This window comes from Chryseobacterium salivictor (assembly GCF_004359195.1).
Lineage (GTDB): Bacteria > Bacteroidota > Bacteroidia > Flavobacteriales > Weeksellaceae > Kaistella > Kaistella salivictor.
The window spans coordinates 445,099-462,283 of the sequence record NZ_CP037954.1; the positions used below are offsets into that span (position 1 = coordinate 445,099).

Sequence of the window (17,185 nt, forward strand, 5' to 3'; positions counted from 1 at the left end):
CAAAATGCTAAATTTTAAAAGCCCAAAAAAACAAAACTTTCAGTTTTCTATCTATAATTTTAAATGACTGAAAAATAGAGCCGTTTACTTTGTAATTAATTAAAATTTCTAATATGGCGCGCGAATTAAAATCTCAACCAAATCCTGTAAAACTCGCTGTGATACAAAATTGACGAAATCATTTCGTTCGAAATGGGGAAGATGCAAACGGGTGGTCTTTTCGAAATCATTAACCCGAATCGAGTAAAAAGCAATTCCGATTTCATTACTGAATTCATCAGAATTCGGCCCGGCAACTCCGGTGGTAGAAAGCGAAATATTTGTTTTGAAAAGCTTTTGAGCACCCAAACTCATTTCCCGTGCAACTTCTTCAGAAACCACTGTTTTCTCCTGAATCGTTTTTTCAGAAACGCCCAGAATTTCTATTTTTTTGTGATAATCGTAAGCGATAATTCCACCAAGGAAATAAGTAGAACTTCCTGAAATTGAAGTGAGTAATTTTGAAAGTTCGCCGCCGGTACAACTTTCAGCTGTAGAAACCGTGAGCTTTTTTTCATCTAAAATTTCTTTTAAAATTTCCTGAATATCGTCACCGTTCCAGGAAATGACATGATTACCGATTAAAGGATTTAATTTCTGAACTTCCTCTTCAATCCGCAGTTCGAGTTCTTTCTGATTTTTACCCTGAGCAGTTAAGCGCAATTTAATTCGGTTTCCCACGGGAAGATATGAAAGCGAAATATCCTTTGGTAAAGCCAATTCCCAACTTTCAATTTGTTCAGATAATACACTTTCAGGAATTCCGACCACAGAAATAGTGTGCGTTACAATGTAATTCAAACTCCATTTTTCGGCGAGAAAAGGAATGATTTTATGTTTAATCAAAGGTTTTACCTCGAACGGAACTCCGGGCATACAAATGGCAATCTTTCCATTTTCCTGAATCATCTGACAGGGCGCGCTTCCGTTCTCGTTTTGAAAAATAAAGGCTTTGCTTAAGACTTCGGCCTGTGGTTTATTGAGTTCTAAAAGATGGGCACGGTTTCTTTTCTCAAATAACCTCCGCAAATGGTCGTAAGTTTCGGGATCCAGAATGATTTCATCATTAAAGAATTCTTTAAAAGCGGTTTTGGTTTTATCGTCTTTGGTAGGGCCCAAACCGCCTGTCGTAATCACCAAATCTGCCATTTCAAAAGCTGATTTCAGGTTTCTTTTAATGCTTTCTATTTCATCGGAAACCGTTAAAATCTGCACCACCGGAATTCCGATTTTCTTGAGTTCGGCTGCGATGAAATTAGAATTGGTATCGACTGTATTTCCCGACAAAATTTCGTCGCCTATGGTGATGAGAACTGCTTTCATATCAAATTTTAAGACGATAAAATTACTGAATTATATTCCAGCCACCGAAATAAAATCCAGTATTTTTTGGATGCCGAATCTGCAGCCCGGCTTGAATGAAACTCATTTTTTAGCTAAGAACCAGCCATGAAAAAAATAGCGGGAATGGAAGACGAAAAATGCTGCCATAAAAAATCAAAATAGATCCTGCTTTGTCAATGGTTTGGCTAAAATAAAAAATATTACTCATCCTGTTCCACCCAAATCAAATTTCCTGTTTGATAACCCAATTTTTTAGCTTTCTCCAAAAACCTTTCTCTGTAGGAAACGGGAATGGTTTTCTCCCGTGAAAGAATCCACAAATAATCGAGATTGTTGCCAGCTACTAAGGCATATTTGTAATCCTCATCGATATCGATGATGTTATAGCCTGCCCAAATTGGTTTAAAAAAAGAAACTTTCAACCTCGCCACATTTTCATTTTCTACGAATTTGGCTTCGCCGATACTTTCTTTCCATTTATTTTTCACGTAGTCATAACCTCTATTATCCACTTTGATATTGCCGTTGTCTTTCATGGAATAGGTTGCGGTGACGTTCTTCATATTCCTCTCAAAACGGTAATCGAAACGGGCTATCTCATACCATTTTCCCAAATATTTTTTAGCGTTAAAATTTTGGACGGCAGTTGCTCCTTTAGGAATTCCCACAGAACAGGAATGTAGAAATGCGACACCCAAAATCCCAAGCGCAACGGGGATTGCGAGTTTATTTAAATTTTTCATACTTTTTATTTAACGGCCAAACCTGAAATATTCGGCCAGATGATGTGTTTTTTTTCTCAGAAAATCAGAAACCATTTTCATTCCGGTTACAGAAAAAGTGATGCCATTTCCGCCGAAACCAAGAACGAAATAAGAATTTTTAAATTTTGGATGTTCACCGATATACGGTAATCCGTCTTTGGTTTCCCCGAAAGTTCCTGCCCAAACGAAATCGGTATCAAAGGGCTGATCCGGTAAAACACTGTTATAGATTTTAATAATTTCTTTTTGCTTTTTGCTCAAAAATTGATCCCGCTTTTCCGGATTTTGAAAATCTTCATCGCCGCCGCCCATGAGAATTCTGCCGTCATCAGTAGATCTCATATAAAGATACGGATCATCGGTATTCCAAAACAGGGTTTTCGAAAAGTTTTTGTTTTTAATCTGTCCCATTTCAGAAACCATCGCAAATGTACTTTTAAGCTGTACAAAATCTTCTTTGATGAGATTTTTACTTTCGTAACCGATACAGTAAATAATTTTCCTGGCTTTGATTTTAAAACCGCTTGCTAATTTCACTTCATTATAATTCGGGTGATATTCAACAGATTTCATTTCGGTTTTATCGAAAATTTTCAATCCTTTCGCTGCATTGTACTGCAAAAGTTCATGAGCCAAATTAAAGGCATCAACGCTTGCTCCCTGTTTTGATAAAATCCCGCCATGCGTTTTTTTCAAACCAAACTGATCTGCAATCTCGTCGGGATCAAGCCATTTCACTTTAAATCCTGCTTCTTTTCTGGCCTCAAATTCTTTCTTTAGCCAGGAAACATGTTTTTTCTTCGAAGCGAAATACAGTGACTCTTTCCGCTTAAAACCTGCTTTTGATTTTATTTTTTTTGAAATCTTCTCCAGTTCATCGATGGAAACTGAGCACGCCTGATAACTTGCTAATGCTGCCTCATTTCCGATTTCGTCTTTCAATTTATAAAGTGGAATATCGATTTCGTATTGCAACATTGATGTGGTTGCAGAAGTGCTTCCATTGCAGATTTCGCGTTTGTCGATCAGAATGGTTTTGTAGCCTTCTTCCGTCATCTGATGAGCGATTAAACTTCCTGTAATTCCTGCGCCGATGATAAGAATCTCACATTTTTCATCTTGTTTTAAAGAAGGATAGGAAGAAAGCAGTCCGTTCTTCACCAGCCAAAAAGGTTCATTTGATTTTAAATCCATACTCATTATTTTGAATTGCTGAAAATCAAAAACTAAGCCGCAGTATTAAATCCACAATAAAAGCCTTCTTATTTTATCAAATCATCTTATTTAATAAAACTTTAACATGCTAAAGTTTTAATTACTGCGTTTTGGTTTGCTTTTTGAATGGATATGAGCACCGCAAAAAAATTGATTTAATCTTTTTCACAGGAATCAATTTTATTTAATCCTTAAAAATTCGATAATATGTCTACCGAAAACTTAAATCAAAAAGAAGCAATTGAAAAACTGAAAAAACTTTCTGAAAGTGCGCGAATATGTATGTTCTGCACCGATTTAGATTCTCATCCCAATTCCTGCCGTCCCATGAGTTTACGGGAAACTGATGATCAGGGAAACCTATGGTTTATCAGCAGTGATCAGAGTCATAAGAACTTTGAAATTCAAAAAGACAATCGGGTTCAACTATATTTTATGAACAACAGTGATTCTGAATATCTTTCTATTTTGGGGAAAGCATTTATTTATAAAGATAAAGAAACTATTGAAGAAAAATGGAGTGCAATGGCAAATGCCTGGTTCGATGGAAAAGACGATCCGAATGTGTCTGTCATCAGAGTTACTCCAGATGAAACCTATTATTGGGAACCGAAAGTTGGAAAATTTGTTTCAATGCTTCATTTTGCAACCGCGGCCATTTCAGGTCAGAAATCTGATAATGATGATGGAAGGGAAGGAACATTACACATTTAATATTAACTCATTAAAATATAAATTATGAAACCAGACTTAGGAATTACGCAAAAAAACTTAACCGCCGTTCACAAAATTTTAAATGGTGTCTTGGCTGACGGAAATATTCTTTACATCAAACTAAGAAAATTTCATTGGAATTTATCCGGTGATAATTTCATGGAACTGCATCTTTTGTTCGAAGACCAGTACACTCAAGTGGGTGAAGCAGTAGACGAAGTTGCAGAGAGAATCAGTACTTTGGGCGGCACTGCAATCGGAACCTCGATTGAATTCGCGAAAGAATCCCAGTTGAAGGAAACTCCTGGAAAAGTGCCTGACACTCAGGGAATGCTGAAAGAACTAGTGGCTGATCACGAAACAATCGTCAAATCATTACGCGACAATTTAGATAAAGTAGAAGAAGATCATAATGATGCAGGAACTGCTGATTTCTTAAATGGATTGATGCAGGAGCACGAAAAAATGGCCTGGAAACTGAGAAAATATTTCAAAGAATCATAAAATTCGTCTTTGAGCTAAAACCATCAAATTCTGCATGATGTTTTACTGTTATTATAAATTTAAGATAACAAACTGAAACAAAAAGTACAGCTGAAAAAAAATCAGCTGTACTTTTTTATATGGAATGTAAATATTATATCTGGTTTAATCTGGACAAACGAATAATTAATCCCACAACATAAAAATTTCCCTTCCGGAAATGAAAGGGAAAAAACATTATTAAGAATTGAAATACTATTTAAAAATTTTAGCTAAAAAAGTTTTCATGGCTTCCCAGGATTTCTTGTCGACTTCTTTATTGTAAGCGACTTTCAGATTGAATTTCTCGCCAATTGCGGTAGACGCAGGATTGGTAAATGAATGAATGGCATTTGGATAATCGATGAACTGATAATCTATTTTGGCAGAATCCATTTGTTTTTTGAAAGCTGCAATTTCTTTGGCGGGAACATAAGTATCTGCCTCGCCGTTTAAAACTAAAATTTTTACCTCATTATTTTTCGGTTTGATTCCGGTCATTAAATTTCCATGAAAAGAAACAGCACCTTTCAGTTCGTCTTCCAAACGTGCCATATTTAAAGCTTGCGCTCCACCAAAGCAATATCCGATTACGGCAATTTTATCATAATTGGCATTGGGGAATTTCAGAAGCTGCGCCTTTGCCTTATCAAATTTCAATTTTGCATCGATAGGAATTTTATAGAATTCTCCTGATAATTTTGCGGCTTCTTCGGGATTATCAACGGTTTTTCCATCGCCGTAATAATCCACGGCCATTGCAAAATAGCCTAATTCTGCCAGTTGTTTAGCCCGGTTTTTTACATAATCAGTTACGCCCCACCATTCCGGAAGAACCATCACAACAGGTCTCACCTCGTTTGCGTCCCCTAAATATGCAACAAATGACTGATAACTTTTGCCGTCAATGTCATAAGTTACTTCTTCTGTAGTCATTTTTCCGGTGGTCGATTTCACAGAATTTAAACCATTTCTTACATTGTCTTTTTTCTCCTTACAGGAAAAAATAAAAAGCAGCAAAACAATTACCGCAGAAATTTTGAGTATTTTCATGATTAAAATATTAATAATTTGAATGATTAAAGGTAAGAATTCTAAAGTTCAAATAATAAAAAACGCAACGGTATCGCTGCGTTTTTTAATAGTATTAAAGTTGATTTTTTAATGAATATGTTTTTCGGCATGGTAAGAACTTCTCACCAATGGCGAACTTTCTACGTGACGGAATCCCAGACTTCGGGCAAAATCACCGAATTCATTAAACTCTTCCGGAGTAACAAATTTTTTCACGGGCAAATGTTTCTTTGTCGGCTGCAGATATTGACCGATGGTAATGACATCCACATTGGCATTTCTTATGTCTTCGATGGTTTGGAAAACCTCAGCATTTTCTTCACCTAAACCAAGCATTAAACCGGTTTTCGTTCTTTTTTGCCCAGCTTCTTTTAAGTAAGAAAGAACTTCTAAACTTCTTTCATATTTCGCCTGAATCCTCACTTCTCTGGTTAATCTTTTCACGGTTTCCATATTATGGGAAATCACTTCCGGATGAACTTCAATTAAACGATCGATATGTTTGGTGATTCCCTGAAAATCCGGAATCAACGTTTCCATGGTTGTTCCGGGAGAAATCCGGCGCACAGCGTGTACTGTTTCTGCCCAAAGAATGGAGCCCATATCTTTCAAATCGTCACGATCTACAGAAGTTAAAACGGCATGTTTAATTTTCATCAACTTGATAGACCGCGCAACTTTTTCCGGTTCATCCCAATTCACATCCAAAGGTTTCCCTGTTTTTACACCGCAAAACCCACAACTTCTGGTACAGATATTTCCCAGAATCATAAAAGTCGCAGTTCCTTCACCCCAGCATTCACCCATGTTTGGACAGCTTCCACTTTGGCAAATGGTGTTGAGTTTATATTTATCAACCAAGGTTCTGAGTTCTCGGTAATTTTTTCCTGTAGGAAGTTTTACGCGAATCCATTTTGGTTTTTGTATCGTTGTATCGGTAAGTATTTCGTTCATTTTAAAGATAAAAAGCAAATTTACAAATTTCTTTCTCTATGGAATGAAATCCGTGGTTGATATATCGGATTTGGGATAAATGCCAAAGATTAAAATCGGTCGTTTTTGAAAACACCGAATCAATCATCAGACTCTTTATTTTTGAGCAATTCTGCGAGTAATTTTTTAGCGCGCATAATCCTTACTTTGGTATTGGCAACGGTAATATTCTGTTCTTCAGCGATTTCTTTAATGCTTTTTTCTTCAAAGAACCGAAGCTGAATAATATCCTTGTAATTAGAATCCAGACTTTCGATGATGGATAAGATTTGTTTTTGATCTTCTTCAGAAATCAGAAGTTCTTCCGGTGAAAGCGCCAGATGATTTTTGAATCCATCGAAATTATCGGTAGAATCTTCATTTTCACGGGCTTTTTTTCGCCAGTAATCGATGATAGAATTTTGCGCAATGGTTAGAATCCATGTTTTAAACTGAAAGTTTGGATCAAATAAATCCAGCTTTGCCAATACTTTGGAAAATACAGAAACCGTAAGTTCATCAGCGACATATTCGTCCTGTACTTTTTTCATTACAAAACTGAACACATCTACCCAAAACAGATTGATGAGTTGGGTTTGTGCTTTCTGATTTTTATTTTTCGCAAAAGCAATCAGGGTTAAAAGATCTGTGTTTTTCATGAATGAAACAAAGATAAGGAATTGCAGAATTAACTTAAGTAGAATCGGCGCTAAATTAGTTTGATAAATTTACTTTAAAATCTTATCTTGCATGACTATAATAAAATGCAAAATTGAATATAGAGCAATCATAAATTTTAATAAAAATAAATAGAAAATGGATAAGACGAATAAGAAATATAAGAAGGAACTTCTCGCATCATTAGAGGGATTGGCGAAAACTGAACATGTTCTATTAGAAACAATGACTAATTTAATGTTGCTGAAAGAACTGAAAGAAAATCAAATCGAATTTAAAAAAGGAGACACTTTTTCTTTTGAAGACAATATCTTTGATTACAGTGATGATAAAAACGTCAGAAGAATCGCAAAACTTCGCAAAAAAATTCTAAAAACCATGCAGAAACTGGTTGAAAACAACGATTTCAAAGATAAAGAAATCGAATTTCTAGCATAGGATTATTTTAAAAATAAAAAACGGCTTCAATAGAATTGAGGCCGTTTTTTTATTAAAATTTAGAAAAGTATAGTCGTGATCTGTAAAGTTTAATTTAATTAATACTTAAAAAAATAAAAAAACATCTGCTTTAATAAGGAAGTCCACTGAAATAGGTGATTAAATAATAGGCACCCCAACCCACGATCAAAATCATAATAATCCACATCCAGACAGGAATGGTCTGCGGAGTTTCACTTCCTTCGATGACGAAACTTTTTTGATTTCCTTTGTCGTACGCATTGATCATTAAAGGAAGAATACCATCAACGACATCGTCTTCGTTAAGTCCTTCAACACTGATCGAGGGGCCGTTTTTAACGGTGAAATTTATTTTCCGAATTCCTTCCCGGCCCGTTGGCGACTTGCTCACTATTTTCAAAACATGATCCCCATCGGTTAATTTCGAGGTATCAAAATCAAATACAATCGGCGTTTTCAGTTCTGCCAAAGGTTTTGCATCGTCATCAATAAAGAGGAAAACGGAACTTCTATCTTTAGTCATCTTCTGATTTTTATGGGATTAATTTAAAATAGAATTCTTAATATGATCTTGCTCTTTTTCCCCGGGTTTTACCAAATACTTTAAAGAATAAATAAAAGTAAATAGGGTAAGAACTGCGATCACAGCGACGATTATCCAGTCAAAATCACCACGGGGTCCTACTCCGTGGGTAAAGTCTCTGGTTACTTTTGGCTGTTGAAGTTTACAGGCTTCACATGCTAACGCGAAATTTACCATTAGTAAAAAAAAGACAACTGCGCTATTTCTAATATTTTTCATCGGTTTCATTTAATGTTATTTAATAAGTGAAAAGCAATTAATATATCCATTTACTTGAGCTGATCCATCACTGCTTTTACCTGCTCTAAAGTCACCGGTTTCGCATTATTTCCCCATGAAGATCTTTCATGATTCATAATCGCGGTCACCATTTCCGGCGTAAAGTTGGCATTTTTTCCAACCGCAGGCATTGGCCCATATCCCGGTCTTCCGGTATAACCGGTCATAATAATCGTCACGTAAACTGAAATATCGTCCCCTGTCACAATCGGACTTCCCTTTAAAGGTGGGAAAGCTCCCGGCAATCCTTCGCCCGTAGCCTGGTGACAACTTGCGCAGTTCGCAGTGAATAGTTCTCCGCCATCTGGCAAAGCACTTGCACCACCACCAGCCGATTTCTTTACTTCTTTTTTATAAAGAAATTCCTGCGGTTTGATACCTTCCGGTAATTTTGTCTGTTTCAAACTTAATAAGTATGCAACGAGTTGAAGTGCTTTCTTCGTAGGAACGATTTTTTTAAATTTATTTTTAAGAAATTCCGGCGGCACCTTAACTTCAATATCGCCTTTGTCTAAATAATCTTTTTCTTCAAAAAGAAATGAAAAAGAAGGCATTATTGATTCATTCACTACCGCTCTGGGCTGGTACAAATGAAGCAATTGCCAATCGCTGCTCGGTTGTCTTTCGCCAATAGCAGTTAAATCCGGACCGGTTCTTTCTGATCCTAATAAATTGGCCGTATTTCTCCAAAAATCCATCCGGTGGTTGCCGGCATAATCTGCAGGAATACTTGGCCTGCTTCCGAACACTTTATCCATTTCAACTTCTCTAACTTGCTGCGTATGGCAGGCAATACAGCCATTTTCTACGTAGATGGCTTTTCCGGCAAGCTCATCTTTGGTTAAAGGTTTTGCATCGGGAAGAGGTTTATAAATTTGCTGATTGGTAAAAGCAGGTAAAATCGCGATCTGTAACGTAAGGAACAGAAACAGGATCAGGGCTGACCAAAACAAAGTTTTATGATTATTTAAAAATTCCATTATTCCAATTTATTTTGTGGGGAAGTATACTGTCTTTTTAAGCTGTCTTTTGGCTTCCAAAATTTCTGCGGGCGTTCTTGGGATGATGATCTCTTGTTTTCGGTTGACCATCTTATAAAAATTATAGGCAAAAACAAAGTGCGAAATCCACATCATTGTACCACCTATTGCACGCCACAACCAGTACGGAGCCATCAATACCACACTTTGAATAAATGGTTTACTGTCCATCCAAAGCAATCCTTTCTGTGTGGAACCGATCATCAATGAAAAGGTATAAAACAGCAATCCGATTAAGGCCAACCAAAAGTGAATACCGACCATCGTTTTGGGTGGTTCTTTTCCGGTAATTCTTGGAACTAAAGTATAAATAAATGCCCAAAGCATAAAGGTGATAATCCCATACATCGTTAAATGCGAGTGAGCGACTGTGAAATCGGTAAAGTGCCAAATTAAATTCGTAAACCGGAATGCTTCTACAGTTCCCTGCATTGAGCCCGTGAAGTAGAAGACAATACCTATGAGATAAAATGGAAGCGTATAAGAAGTTTTCACCTGATGCCAGGCTCCATTAAAAGTAAGTAAAAAGTTGGCCGTTCCCGCCACCACAGGAATCACCATACCGACACTCGCCACAATAGCAACCGTCTGCATCCACCACGGAATGGCACTGAAAATAAAGTGGTGACTTCCGATCAAAGTATAAAATATAATTTGGGTCCAAAAGGCCAGGATTCCCAAACTGTAAGAATAGATCGGTTTATTAAGCTGCTGGGGAAGAAAATAATACATCAAACCCAAAGTTAAAAACATAAACCACATCCCTACTCCCTGGTGCATATAATAACCCTGAATGATTGTTTCTGCCAGTCCATCTTGCCACAAAGGAATATAAGCCACAACCAAAATAACAATAACGTACATCATTGCGGCAATAATATACCAGTTGGAAACATAGATTTCTCTGGTAACACGTTTCGCTACGGTCGTCAGAAAATTATAAAGTGAAAGAACAATTCCTGCAGCAAAAACCGCCATTATCGGCCAGATATATTCCCGGTATTCACCACCGCCATTATTAATTCCAGCCATTAATGAAACTGTTCCCGTCAATACTGCAATGTTCATGAGGATTAATGTATACCACCCGATTTTAAGACTGTGAATTTCTATATTACTCACCCGTGGAATTACATAATAAGAAAGTCCCACCATAGCAAAAGATGCCCAGCCCCAAAAAACCATATTGGTGTGCACAGGACGAAGCCGCCCAAAACTTAACCAGCTGACATGATCTGCATCCGGCGCAACAAATTTAATCCCCAGATATTCGCCGACTGTAGTCCCAAAAAGCAACCAGAAAACAGCAAAACCGAGAAAATAAAGAATCAGTTTTGCCAATTCCGGAGAAATATATTTCTGTGGGACAAAACTTTTTTTATGCGGAATAACCCTCAACTCTTCGATCGCGTTGATATTATGGATAATTCCCTTTTCGTCTGAAGGAGGAATTTTACCGGAGAGTTCATTGTGGGGAAGTTGATAAGCCTCCTCGATTTTTCTTTTTTCGTAGAACGCAAGTTCTTCGGGAGAAAGGTTTTCTAATTTTTTATTGAATTCAAACAGCTTACGCCGGTTACGCAGGTCTTTGTACGTAGCATAAGTCTTCACGACAGCGATCAGCAAACCAACAAGTACCGGTATTAAAATCAGCAGTACCGTAATCTGAATTCCCGATTCCCCAAATATTGAATTATTCATATGGAAATATTAAAAGATAAAATTGTCCTTTATTGTAGTAAAAAAAAGCTACCGTTTCAAAAACGTTATTCCATCAGAAACCTCTTCAGCCAGTAATTTTAAAGAAGTATTACTTAAGGTTTCTCTCATTTCCTCCCGAATCTTTCTAAAATTGAAATGCATTGGGCAAGGTTTCTGTCCATCACATCTTCTAAGACCGAGAGTACAGTTTTCAAAAATCCCGTCACCATCAATCGCGAGCACAATGCTTAAGAGTGATATTGTATTTAAATGTTCTTCCGTTATAAAAAAACCACCGGTAGGACCTTTTAAGGAAGAAAGTATTTCGGTTTTAGTTAATTTCTGTAAAATCTTCGCCATAAATGCAGGCGGAGAATCGGTATGTTTTGCAACTTCTATTAAACTTACTTTATGATTATTGCGGGAATGTTTAGCGACATAAATGGCTGCACGAATTCCATATTCACATGATTTTGAAAACATATCTTTCTAAGTAACAACAAATATAGAAAAAAAAATAATAAAAGACAACACCGTCTTCTATTATTTTCCTTTGTATTTGAAAATAAATGGAATTTTAATTTAAGCCATCAAAGGAATATGAATATTCATTTTGAATTCTTTATTGATGGCTTCAATAAAATGAGCGGATAAAAGCGGAGATGCTTTTTCGATATTCTGATGGACAAAGAAATACAGATTTTCCAAACCTTCTTTTTCCCAAACTTTAATGCGGTCTATCCAATCATCGAGTCGCGTGTAATCGCTGTCTGCATTGGCTCCGACGTATCTGATAAAGGCAGTCGGCGTGGTGAGACGCATGTGCAGCATATCTCTTCTGCCCGCCGTATCTACGATGATATTGGTAACAGCATACTTTTCAAAAAGATCCATTGTTTTGTTGAAAATTTCTTCATCTGCAAACCATTCACTATTTCTTAATTCCACCGCAAGCGGAACTTCTTTTGGCCAGTCCTGCACAAATTTTTCCAACCGCTCATAATCTTTTGGTTTAAAATTATCATGAAGCTGAAGGAAAACCATTCCCAGTTTTTCATCAAAATTTAAAACAGAGGTCGCAAACTGAGTCACAACATCGGTGATATTTAACAATCTTCTGTAATGAGAAACCGTATTTGGGATTTTCGGAAAGAACTTAAAACCTGGCGGCGTTTTCTCTTTCCAGATCAATACCTGCTCCGGTGAGGGCATTCCGTAAAAAGTAGCATTCAGCTCAATTGAATTAAACTGTGTAGAATAATAGGTTAATTCGTCTTTTGTTCCTTTTGGATAAAATCCTTTCAAATCAGTTTTGTTCCATTTGGCACATCCGATAAAAACATTGAATTTTTTGGATGTATTGTCCTTTAAAATTTCTTTTGTTCTCGGATGATCTTTGGGAAGGGTAAAATCAATTTGCGATGGGTCTTCAACTTGTCCGAATTTCATAGTGATTATAATTTGAGGTTTAAAGTTATGGAATTTTGAATTTATCCGGTCATCATTAAACCAATTTTACTTAAAAAACCACAGAAATAATTCCGTGGTTTTTCTTTATTCTTTTGTCTTTACTCTTTTAGCTAAATTACGCTTCACAACTTGAGCACGTCACAAAATTCACCATCATTTCCTTAGAAACAGAAGAACTTCTTTGATAATATAAAGATTTTACTCCTTTTTTCCAGGCTTCGATGTACAGGTAATTCACATCTTTCACCGGCATGGTCGATGGAATTTGCAAGTTCAGTGATTGTGCCTGATCGATGTACTGTTGTCTTTGTGCCGCCTGAGAAATAATTTCCATTGGGGAAATCTCTCTAAATGTTTTAAATACTGCTTTTTCTTCATCACTCAATTCCGCGATATTCTGAACAGAACCGTGATTCAACATAATGGTTCTCCATGTATCTTCGTTGTCTATTCCTTTTTCCTGAAGTAATTTTGCGAGGTATTTATTTTTACGCATAAAGTTTCCTTTCGCCAAACCTGCTTTATAATAATTGGAAGCAAACGGCTCGATTCCCGGTGAAGTCTGTCCTAAAATAGCAGAACTGGAAGTGGTAGGTGCAATCGCCATGGTGGTGGTATTTCTTAAACCATAACCTTTCAACAATTCCGGTTCTCCGTAAATATTGGCCAGTTCCTGAGACGCGACCACCGACTGCTCTTTAATTTGTCTGAAAGCTTTTGCATTAAACTGAGTAGCCTCAAAACTTTCAAACGGAATCCTATTTTTCTGCAGATAAGAATGATATCCAAGAACTCCCAAACCAAGCGCTCTGTGACGCAAAGCAAAAGTTCTGGCGCCATTTAAATAATAATTCCCTTCTGTCTTTTCAATAAATTCAGACAAAACCGCATCTAAGAAATAGATTGCCAATTTCACGGCATCGGTATCTTTCCACTCGTCGTACAATTCTAAGTTCATCGACGAAAGACAGCAGATAAAAGATTCTGCTTCGCTGGAAGGCAGCATGATTTCAGAACACAAGTTACTCGCATTCACGGTCATTCCTAAATCTTTATAAACCTGAGGTTTGTTTCTGTTCACATTATCGGTAAAGAAAATATACGGTAAACCTTTCTGCTGGCGACTTTCAAGAACCCGCGCCCAGATTTTACGTTTGTCCATATCACCATCGATCATATCCTGCATCCAATAATCAGGTACACAAATTCCGGTGAATAAATTCTGGATCGGACTTCCAATATCTTTAATCGATAAAAATTCTTCAATATCTCCGTGGTCCACATCCAGATACGCGGCAAAAGCACCACGGCGAACGCCACCTTGAGAAACCACATCCATCGCAGTATCATACAATTTCATAAAAGAAACGGCACCCGAAGATTTTCCGTTATCGGTTACGGCGGTTCCCCGATTTCTCAATTCCCCGAAATAGCCGGAAGTTCCGCCACCAATTTTGGTCTGCATGATTACTTCGCCTAATTTATGCGTAATTCCTTCGATATTATCAGGAACATGAACATTGAAACAGGAAATCGGCAACCCTCTTTCCGTTCCCATATTGGCCCAAACCGGTGAGGAAAAACTGATCCACCCTTTTCTGATCATTTCTTCGAAAGCAGGTTGCAATTCAGGTTTATAAAGTCTTTTCGCAGCAGCAGAAGTAATTCTGAGGATTGCACCGTCAACAGTTTCTCCTTTTAATAAATATCCCCGGTTCAACATTTGCTCCGACTCTTCGTTCAGCCACCAAATTTTGTTTTGTTCTTCCATAATTCTCTTTCTCTAAAAATGTACTGCGTACAAATGTGTTTTTTATTATTTTTTTTGAAGCATGAAATGTTTGCTTCTTATTAAATTCAGTCCCGTTTTCTCTCGTTTTTAAAACAAGACCGTTTCAATCGGGGCTAATTAATTTTCTATCTTTTTCTTTTGTTCAGCGCTGTTAGAGCTTGAAGCTCTAACAGCGTTTATGCGCAAATAAGTTTTGGCTAAAGCAATAGCATCTTCCTTTATTTAAACGGGCAAAAGCCCGTTCCTGTTGATCAATGATTTATCTTAAATCTTTGGCATTTTCACTTTTCTTCTTTTGAAACACCAAACTCATTTTACATTCCCACCCGCGCCCCGACTTGAACGGAAATCCTTTTTGTGAAGCAAAGCGGAACAAAAAGATTGGGAGTGGAAGGCGGATTAAGGCGCCCAAATAAAAGTATTAGAACAAATCGTTCTCGGTAATACTCTTATCGTGCTTGGTATAATCAACCGGTCTTTTGGCGAAAAAATCATCCATCGAATTGGCGAAAACTTCTTCTTCAAACCAAACCATCGGACGGTATTGCTCCGGTGTTATATTGTAACGGGTTTTCATATTGATCTTCTTCAAACTGTCATCCACACGGAATTTCATGAAGTTCAACAAGTTTTCTTTGCTGACGTTATCGATTTCGCCCATTTCGAAAATCCAGTCCAGAATTTCTTCTTCTACATTGATTGAATGATCGACCAAAGTATAAATATCTTCGATATCGGAATCAGTTAATAAATCCGGTTGTTCCTGACGGATCTTGTTGATCAGATAAATCCCGGCATTGGCGTGAATCTGCTCATCTACGGAAGTCCAGGCGATAATATTGGACACATTTTTCATATACCCTTTGAATCTCGTAAACGACAAAATGATGGCAAACTGCGAGAACAAAGAAACGTTTTCTATTAAAATACTGAACAGCAATAAAGACGATACATATTCTTTCTGCGAGGTAGAATTTGCGTGTTTTAAAACATTGGAAAGAAAATCAATTCTTTTTTTAATGGCAGGAATTTCGATAACCTGGTTAAAAGCATCGTTATATCCTAAAACTTCGAGCAAACGGGAATAGGCTTCGGAATGGCGGAATTCGCATTCGGCAAAGGTAGCGCCCAATCCGTTGAGTTCCGGTTTCGGCATATGACTGTAGAGATTCCCCCAGAAAGTTTTTACAGAAACCTCGATTTGAGCAATGGCCAAAAGCGCATTTTTAATCGCGTTTTTTTCATGGGGTTCTAACTGAGAGTGGAAATCCTGAACATCAGCGGTAAAATCTACTTCGGAATGCACCCAAAATGACTTGTTTATCGCCTCCACAAACTGTAAGATTTCAGGATACTCAAATGGTTTATATCCAATTCTTTTATCAAAAATTCCCATAGTAAAACTTAATTTTTAGAGCACTTCTCCTGGAAAAGTGAATTATATAACGAAATGATTATTAGCTATTTGCAAAATGAACAAACGCGAAAGCAGCATATTTCTCCTTTAATGCGTTCCGTACAAAAATAGGAAATGAAACCTTAAGAAGAAAGCTACAATCATTAATTAACTGACTACAAGGGGTAAAAGTTTTCCACAATCACACAGACCTTGCGTTCCCATTGCCTTTACTTAACTAAGCTAACCCGATTACGTGATTAAGTGAAAAAAAATATCAAACAAAATTCTATAAAACACCTAATTAAGGGAATCAATGACTAAACACGCTATTTCCGAATTATGATATCATTCTATTTAAATACAATAAATTGACGAGAAAAAAACGCTTTTGGTTGTAATATATTTTACTTTTGAAACCAAAAAAGAAAGTGTCTCAATACCTCAAATAGCGCTCTGAGATTTTGATATTCGCAACCCAAGCTCGGACAGGAGTCCGTGAGAAAACTACAAAAAAAGCCGTTTCATTGAGTTATGAGACGGCTTCTTGTTTTTACTTTTATTTGTATTAAAAAAAAGCACTTGTAATCCTTAAAAATATTTTAAAAATTACCGTACCAGGTTACTACTTCCAAAAGCTCCAGACGGCTCCATTGTAGCAAGCAACCTGTTTTGCTCCGGAGAGATACACCATCATTCCTGGCGAAGGACTTACAATGTCAGTGTAAGTATTTACGGTGGGCAAAATCATAGCTTTATTTGCATCAGACAAAATCAGAATACCGTTGGCTGTTTCTGCCGCAGGATTAGATCCGATGACTACTTTCGCACTTGGTTGTTCTGATTCAAAAGCAGGCGTGGCGGGTACAACACCTGAATTTACAATTGTCAGGTCTTTCCAGGAACCGGTTAATTTCACCTTGATTTTTTTATCCGCAGCATCAAAAATAATAGTTCCAGGAACTGCTGCTGTTACGGAAGCAGCTGCATCTACATAGGGTAAAATTATTCCTTTATTTTCGTTCCCAAATTCCAGAGACACTGAAGTATTGGTTGGTGATGTCTTGCCTGTTCCAATGATGACCTGGCCATAAGTTAAAGTTGAAAACAAAACCAATGCTATAAATGTTGTATTTTTCATGT

The 17,185-nt window shown here is 37.0% G+C and carries 18 protein-coding genes; 3 read left to right on the top strand and 15 right to left on the bottom strand.

The window, feature by feature from the left end; translation table 11 throughout:
* Positions 1-108 precede the first annotated feature (108 nt).
* From NBC122_RS02095 to NBC122_RS02105, 3 genes are all read right to left on the bottom strand, one after another.
* Positions 109-1,362 carry a CinA family nicotinamide mononucleotide deamidase-related protein gene (locus NBC122_RS02095; protein ID WP_133438785.1) on the bottom strand — a complete coding sequence of 418 codons (1,254 nt, stop codon included), beginning with the start codon at positions 1,360-1,362 and terminating at the stop codon, positions 109-111.
* A 221-nt stretch (positions 1,363-1,583) separates the two neighbouring features.
* Positions 1,584-2,126: a lipocalin family protein gene (locus NBC122_RS02100; RefSeq protein ID WP_133438786.1), complete on the bottom strand. Its 543-nt coding sequence runs from the start codon at positions 2,124-2,126 to the stop codon at positions 1,584-1,586.
* A 9-nt stretch (positions 2,127-2,135) separates the two neighbouring features.
* Positions 2,136-3,341 (bottom strand): NAD(P)/FAD-dependent oxidoreductase, encoded by a 1,206-nt coding sequence (locus NBC122_RS02105; protein WP_133438787.1) that lies wholly within the window; start codon positions 3,339-3,341, stop codon positions 2,136-2,138.
* A gap of 228 nt (positions 3,342-3,569) precedes the next feature.
* Between NBC122_RS02105 and NBC122_RS02110 the strand changes: the two genes are divergently transcribed.
* Positions 3,570-4,076 carry a pyridoxamine 5'-phosphate oxidase family protein gene (locus NBC122_RS02110; protein WP_133438788.1) on the top strand — a complete coding sequence of 169 codons (507 nt, stop codon included), beginning with the start codon at positions 3,570-3,572 and terminating at the stop codon, positions 4,074-4,076.
* 24 nt (positions 4,077-4,100) lie between these two features.
* A complete protein-coding gene (locus NBC122_RS02115; RefSeq protein ID WP_133438789.1) occupies positions 4,101-4,580 on the top strand; it encodes a Dps family protein in 480 nt (159 codons plus the stop codon).
* Positions 4,581-4,814: 234 nt separating this feature from the next.
* On the opposite strand, the gene NBC122_RS02120 is transcribed toward NBC122_RS02115, so the two are convergent.
* The 3 genes from NBC122_RS02120 to NBC122_RS02130 form a co-directional block, all read right to left on the bottom strand.
* Complete coding sequence (locus NBC122_RS02120) at positions 4,815-5,651, bottom strand: dienelactone hydrolase family protein (RefSeq protein WP_133438790.1); 837 nt, start codon at positions 5,649-5,651, stop codon at positions 4,815-4,817.
* Between the two features lie 108 nt (positions 5,652-5,759).
* A complete protein-coding gene (lipA, locus tag NBC122_RS02125; RefSeq protein WP_133438791.1) occupies positions 5,760-6,626 on the bottom strand; it encodes a lipoyl synthase in 867 nt (288 codons plus the stop codon).
* A gap of 119 nt (positions 6,627-6,745) precedes the next feature.
* On the bottom strand, positions 6,746-7,303 hold the full coding sequence (locus tag NBC122_RS02130; protein WP_133438792.1) for an RNA polymerase sigma factor: 558 nt from the start codon (positions 7,301-7,303) through the stop codon (positions 6,746-6,748).
* 157 nt (positions 7,304-7,460) lie between these two features.
* On the opposite strand from NBC122_RS02130, the gene NBC122_RS02135 reads away from it, so the two are divergent.
* Positions 7,461-7,760 (top strand): hypothetical protein, encoded by a 300-nt coding sequence (locus NBC122_RS02135; RefSeq protein WP_133438793.1) that lies wholly within the window; start codon positions 7,461-7,463, stop codon positions 7,758-7,760.
* Between the two features lie 130 nt (positions 7,761-7,890).
* Here NBC122_RS02135 and NBC122_RS02140 read toward each other — a convergent pair whose 3' ends face one another.
* The 9 genes from NBC122_RS02140 to NBC122_RS02180 form a co-directional block, all read right to left on the bottom strand.
* Complete coding sequence (locus tag NBC122_RS02140) at positions 7,891-8,304, bottom strand: cytochrome C (protein WP_133438794.1); 414 nt, start codon at positions 8,302-8,304, stop codon at positions 7,891-7,893.
* An 18-nt stretch (positions 8,305-8,322) separates the two neighbouring features.
* Positions 8,323-8,583, bottom strand: a complete 261-nt coding sequence (locus NBC122_RS02145; protein ID WP_133438795.1) for a hypothetical protein — start codon at positions 8,581-8,583, stop codon at positions 8,323-8,325.
* A gap of 50 nt (positions 8,584-8,633) precedes the next feature.
* On the bottom strand, positions 8,634-9,623 hold the full coding sequence (locus NBC122_RS02150; protein ID WP_133438796.1) for a cytochrome c: 990 nt from the start codon (positions 9,621-9,623) through the stop codon (positions 8,634-8,636).
* A 9-nt stretch (positions 9,624-9,632) separates the two neighbouring features.
* On the bottom strand, positions 9,633-11,384 hold the full coding sequence (locus NBC122_RS02155) for a cbb3-type cytochrome c oxidase subunit I (RefSeq protein ID WP_133438797.1): 1,752 nt from the start codon (positions 11,382-11,384) through the stop codon (positions 9,633-9,635).
* Positions 11,385-11,432: 48 nt separating this feature from the next.
* A complete protein-coding gene (locus tag NBC122_RS02160) occupies positions 11,433-11,867 on the bottom strand; it encodes an RrF2 family transcriptional regulator (protein ID WP_133438798.1) in 435 nt (144 codons plus the stop codon).
* Between the two features lie 99 nt (positions 11,868-11,966).
* A complete protein-coding gene (locus NBC122_RS02165; protein ID WP_133438799.1) occupies positions 11,967-12,833 on the bottom strand; it encodes a DUF72 domain-containing protein in 867 nt (288 codons plus the stop codon).
* A 136-nt stretch (positions 12,834-12,969) separates the two neighbouring features.
* Entirely contained in the window at positions 12,970-14,625 is a 1,656-nt protein-coding gene (locus tag NBC122_RS02170) for a ribonucleoside-diphosphate reductase subunit alpha (RefSeq protein ID WP_133438800.1), read from the bottom strand.
* 442 nt (positions 14,626-15,067) lie between these two features.
* Positions 15,068-16,042 (bottom strand): ribonucleotide-diphosphate reductase subunit beta, encoded by a 975-nt coding sequence (locus NBC122_RS02175; RefSeq protein WP_133438801.1) that lies wholly within the window; start codon positions 16,040-16,042, stop codon positions 15,068-15,070.
* Between the two features lie 625 nt (positions 16,043-16,667).
* Complete coding sequence (locus NBC122_RS02180; protein WP_133438802.1) at positions 16,668-17,183, bottom strand: hypothetical protein; 516 nt, start codon at positions 17,181-17,183, stop codon at positions 16,668-16,670.
* Between the last annotated feature and the right edge of the window lie 2 nt (positions 17,184-17,185).

What these genes read in the sequence shown, in the direction of transcription:
- NBC122_RS02095 (WP_133438785.1), bottom strand. Translation starts at nt 1,362, where the DNA reads ATGAAAGCAGTTCTCATCACCATAGGCGACGAAATTTTGTCGGGAAAT.
- NBC122_RS02100 (WP_133438786.1), bottom strand. Translation starts at nt 2,126, where the DNA reads ATGAAAAATTTAAATAAACTCGCAATCCCCGTTGCGCTTGGGATTTTG.
- NBC122_RS02105 (WP_133438787.1), bottom strand. Translation starts at nt 3,341, where the DNA reads ATGGATTTAAAATCAAATGAACCTTTTTGGCTGGTGAAGAACGGACTG.
- NBC122_RS02110 (WP_133438788.1), top strand. Translation starts at nt 3,570, where the DNA reads ATGTCTACCGAAAACTTAAATCAAAAAGAAGCAATTGAAAAACTGAAA.
- NBC122_RS02115 (WP_133438789.1), top strand. Translation starts at nt 4,101, where the DNA reads ATGAAACCAGACTTAGGAATTACGCAAAAAAACTTAACCGCCGTTCAC.
- NBC122_RS02120 (WP_133438790.1), bottom strand. Translation starts at nt 5,651, where the DNA reads ATGAAAATACTCAAAATTTCTGCGGTAATTGTTTTGCTGCTTTTTATT.
- lipA (WP_133438791.1), bottom strand. Translation starts at nt 6,626, where the DNA reads ATGAACGAAATACTTACCGATACAACGATACAAAAACCAAAATGGATT.
- NBC122_RS02130 (WP_133438792.1), bottom strand. Translation starts at nt 7,303, where the DNA reads ATGAAAAACACAGATCTTTTAACCCTGATTGCTTTTGCGAAAAATAAA.
- NBC122_RS02135 (WP_133438793.1), top strand. Translation starts at nt 7,461, where the DNA reads ATGGATAAGACGAATAAGAAATATAAGAAGGAACTTCTCGCATCATTA.
- NBC122_RS02140 (WP_133438794.1), bottom strand. Translation starts at nt 8,304, where the DNA reads ATGACTAAAGATAGAAGTTCCGTTTTCCTCTTTATTGATGACGATGCA.
- NBC122_RS02145 (WP_133438795.1), bottom strand. Translation starts at nt 8,583, where the DNA reads ATGAAAAATATTAGAAATAGCGCAGTTGTCTTTTTTTTACTAATGGTA.
- NBC122_RS02150 (WP_133438796.1), bottom strand. Translation starts at nt 9,623, where the DNA reads ATGGAATTTTTAAATAATCATAAAACTTTGTTTTGGTCAGCCCTGATC.
- NBC122_RS02155 (WP_133438797.1), bottom strand. Translation starts at nt 11,384, where the DNA reads ATGAATAATTCAATATTTGGGGAATCGGGAATTCAGATTACGGTACTG.
- NBC122_RS02160 (WP_133438798.1), bottom strand. Translation starts at nt 11,867, where the DNA reads ATGTTTTCAAAATCATGTGAATATGGAATTCGTGCAGCCATTTATGTC.
- NBC122_RS02165 (WP_133438799.1), bottom strand. Translation starts at nt 12,833, where the DNA reads ATGAAATTCGGACAAGTTGAAGACCCATCGCAAATTGATTTTACCCTT.
- NBC122_RS02170 (WP_133438800.1), bottom strand. Translation starts at nt 14,625, where the DNA reads ATGGAAGAACAAAACAAAATTTGGTGGCTGAACGAAGAGTCGGAGCAA.
- NBC122_RS02175 (WP_133438801.1), bottom strand. Translation starts at nt 16,042, where the DNA reads ATGGGAATTTTTGATAAAAGAATTGGATATAAACCATTTGAGTATCCT.
- NBC122_RS02180 (WP_133438802.1), bottom strand. Translation starts at nt 17,183, where the DNA reads ATGAAAAATACAACATTTATAGCATTGGTTTTGTTTTCAACTTTAACT.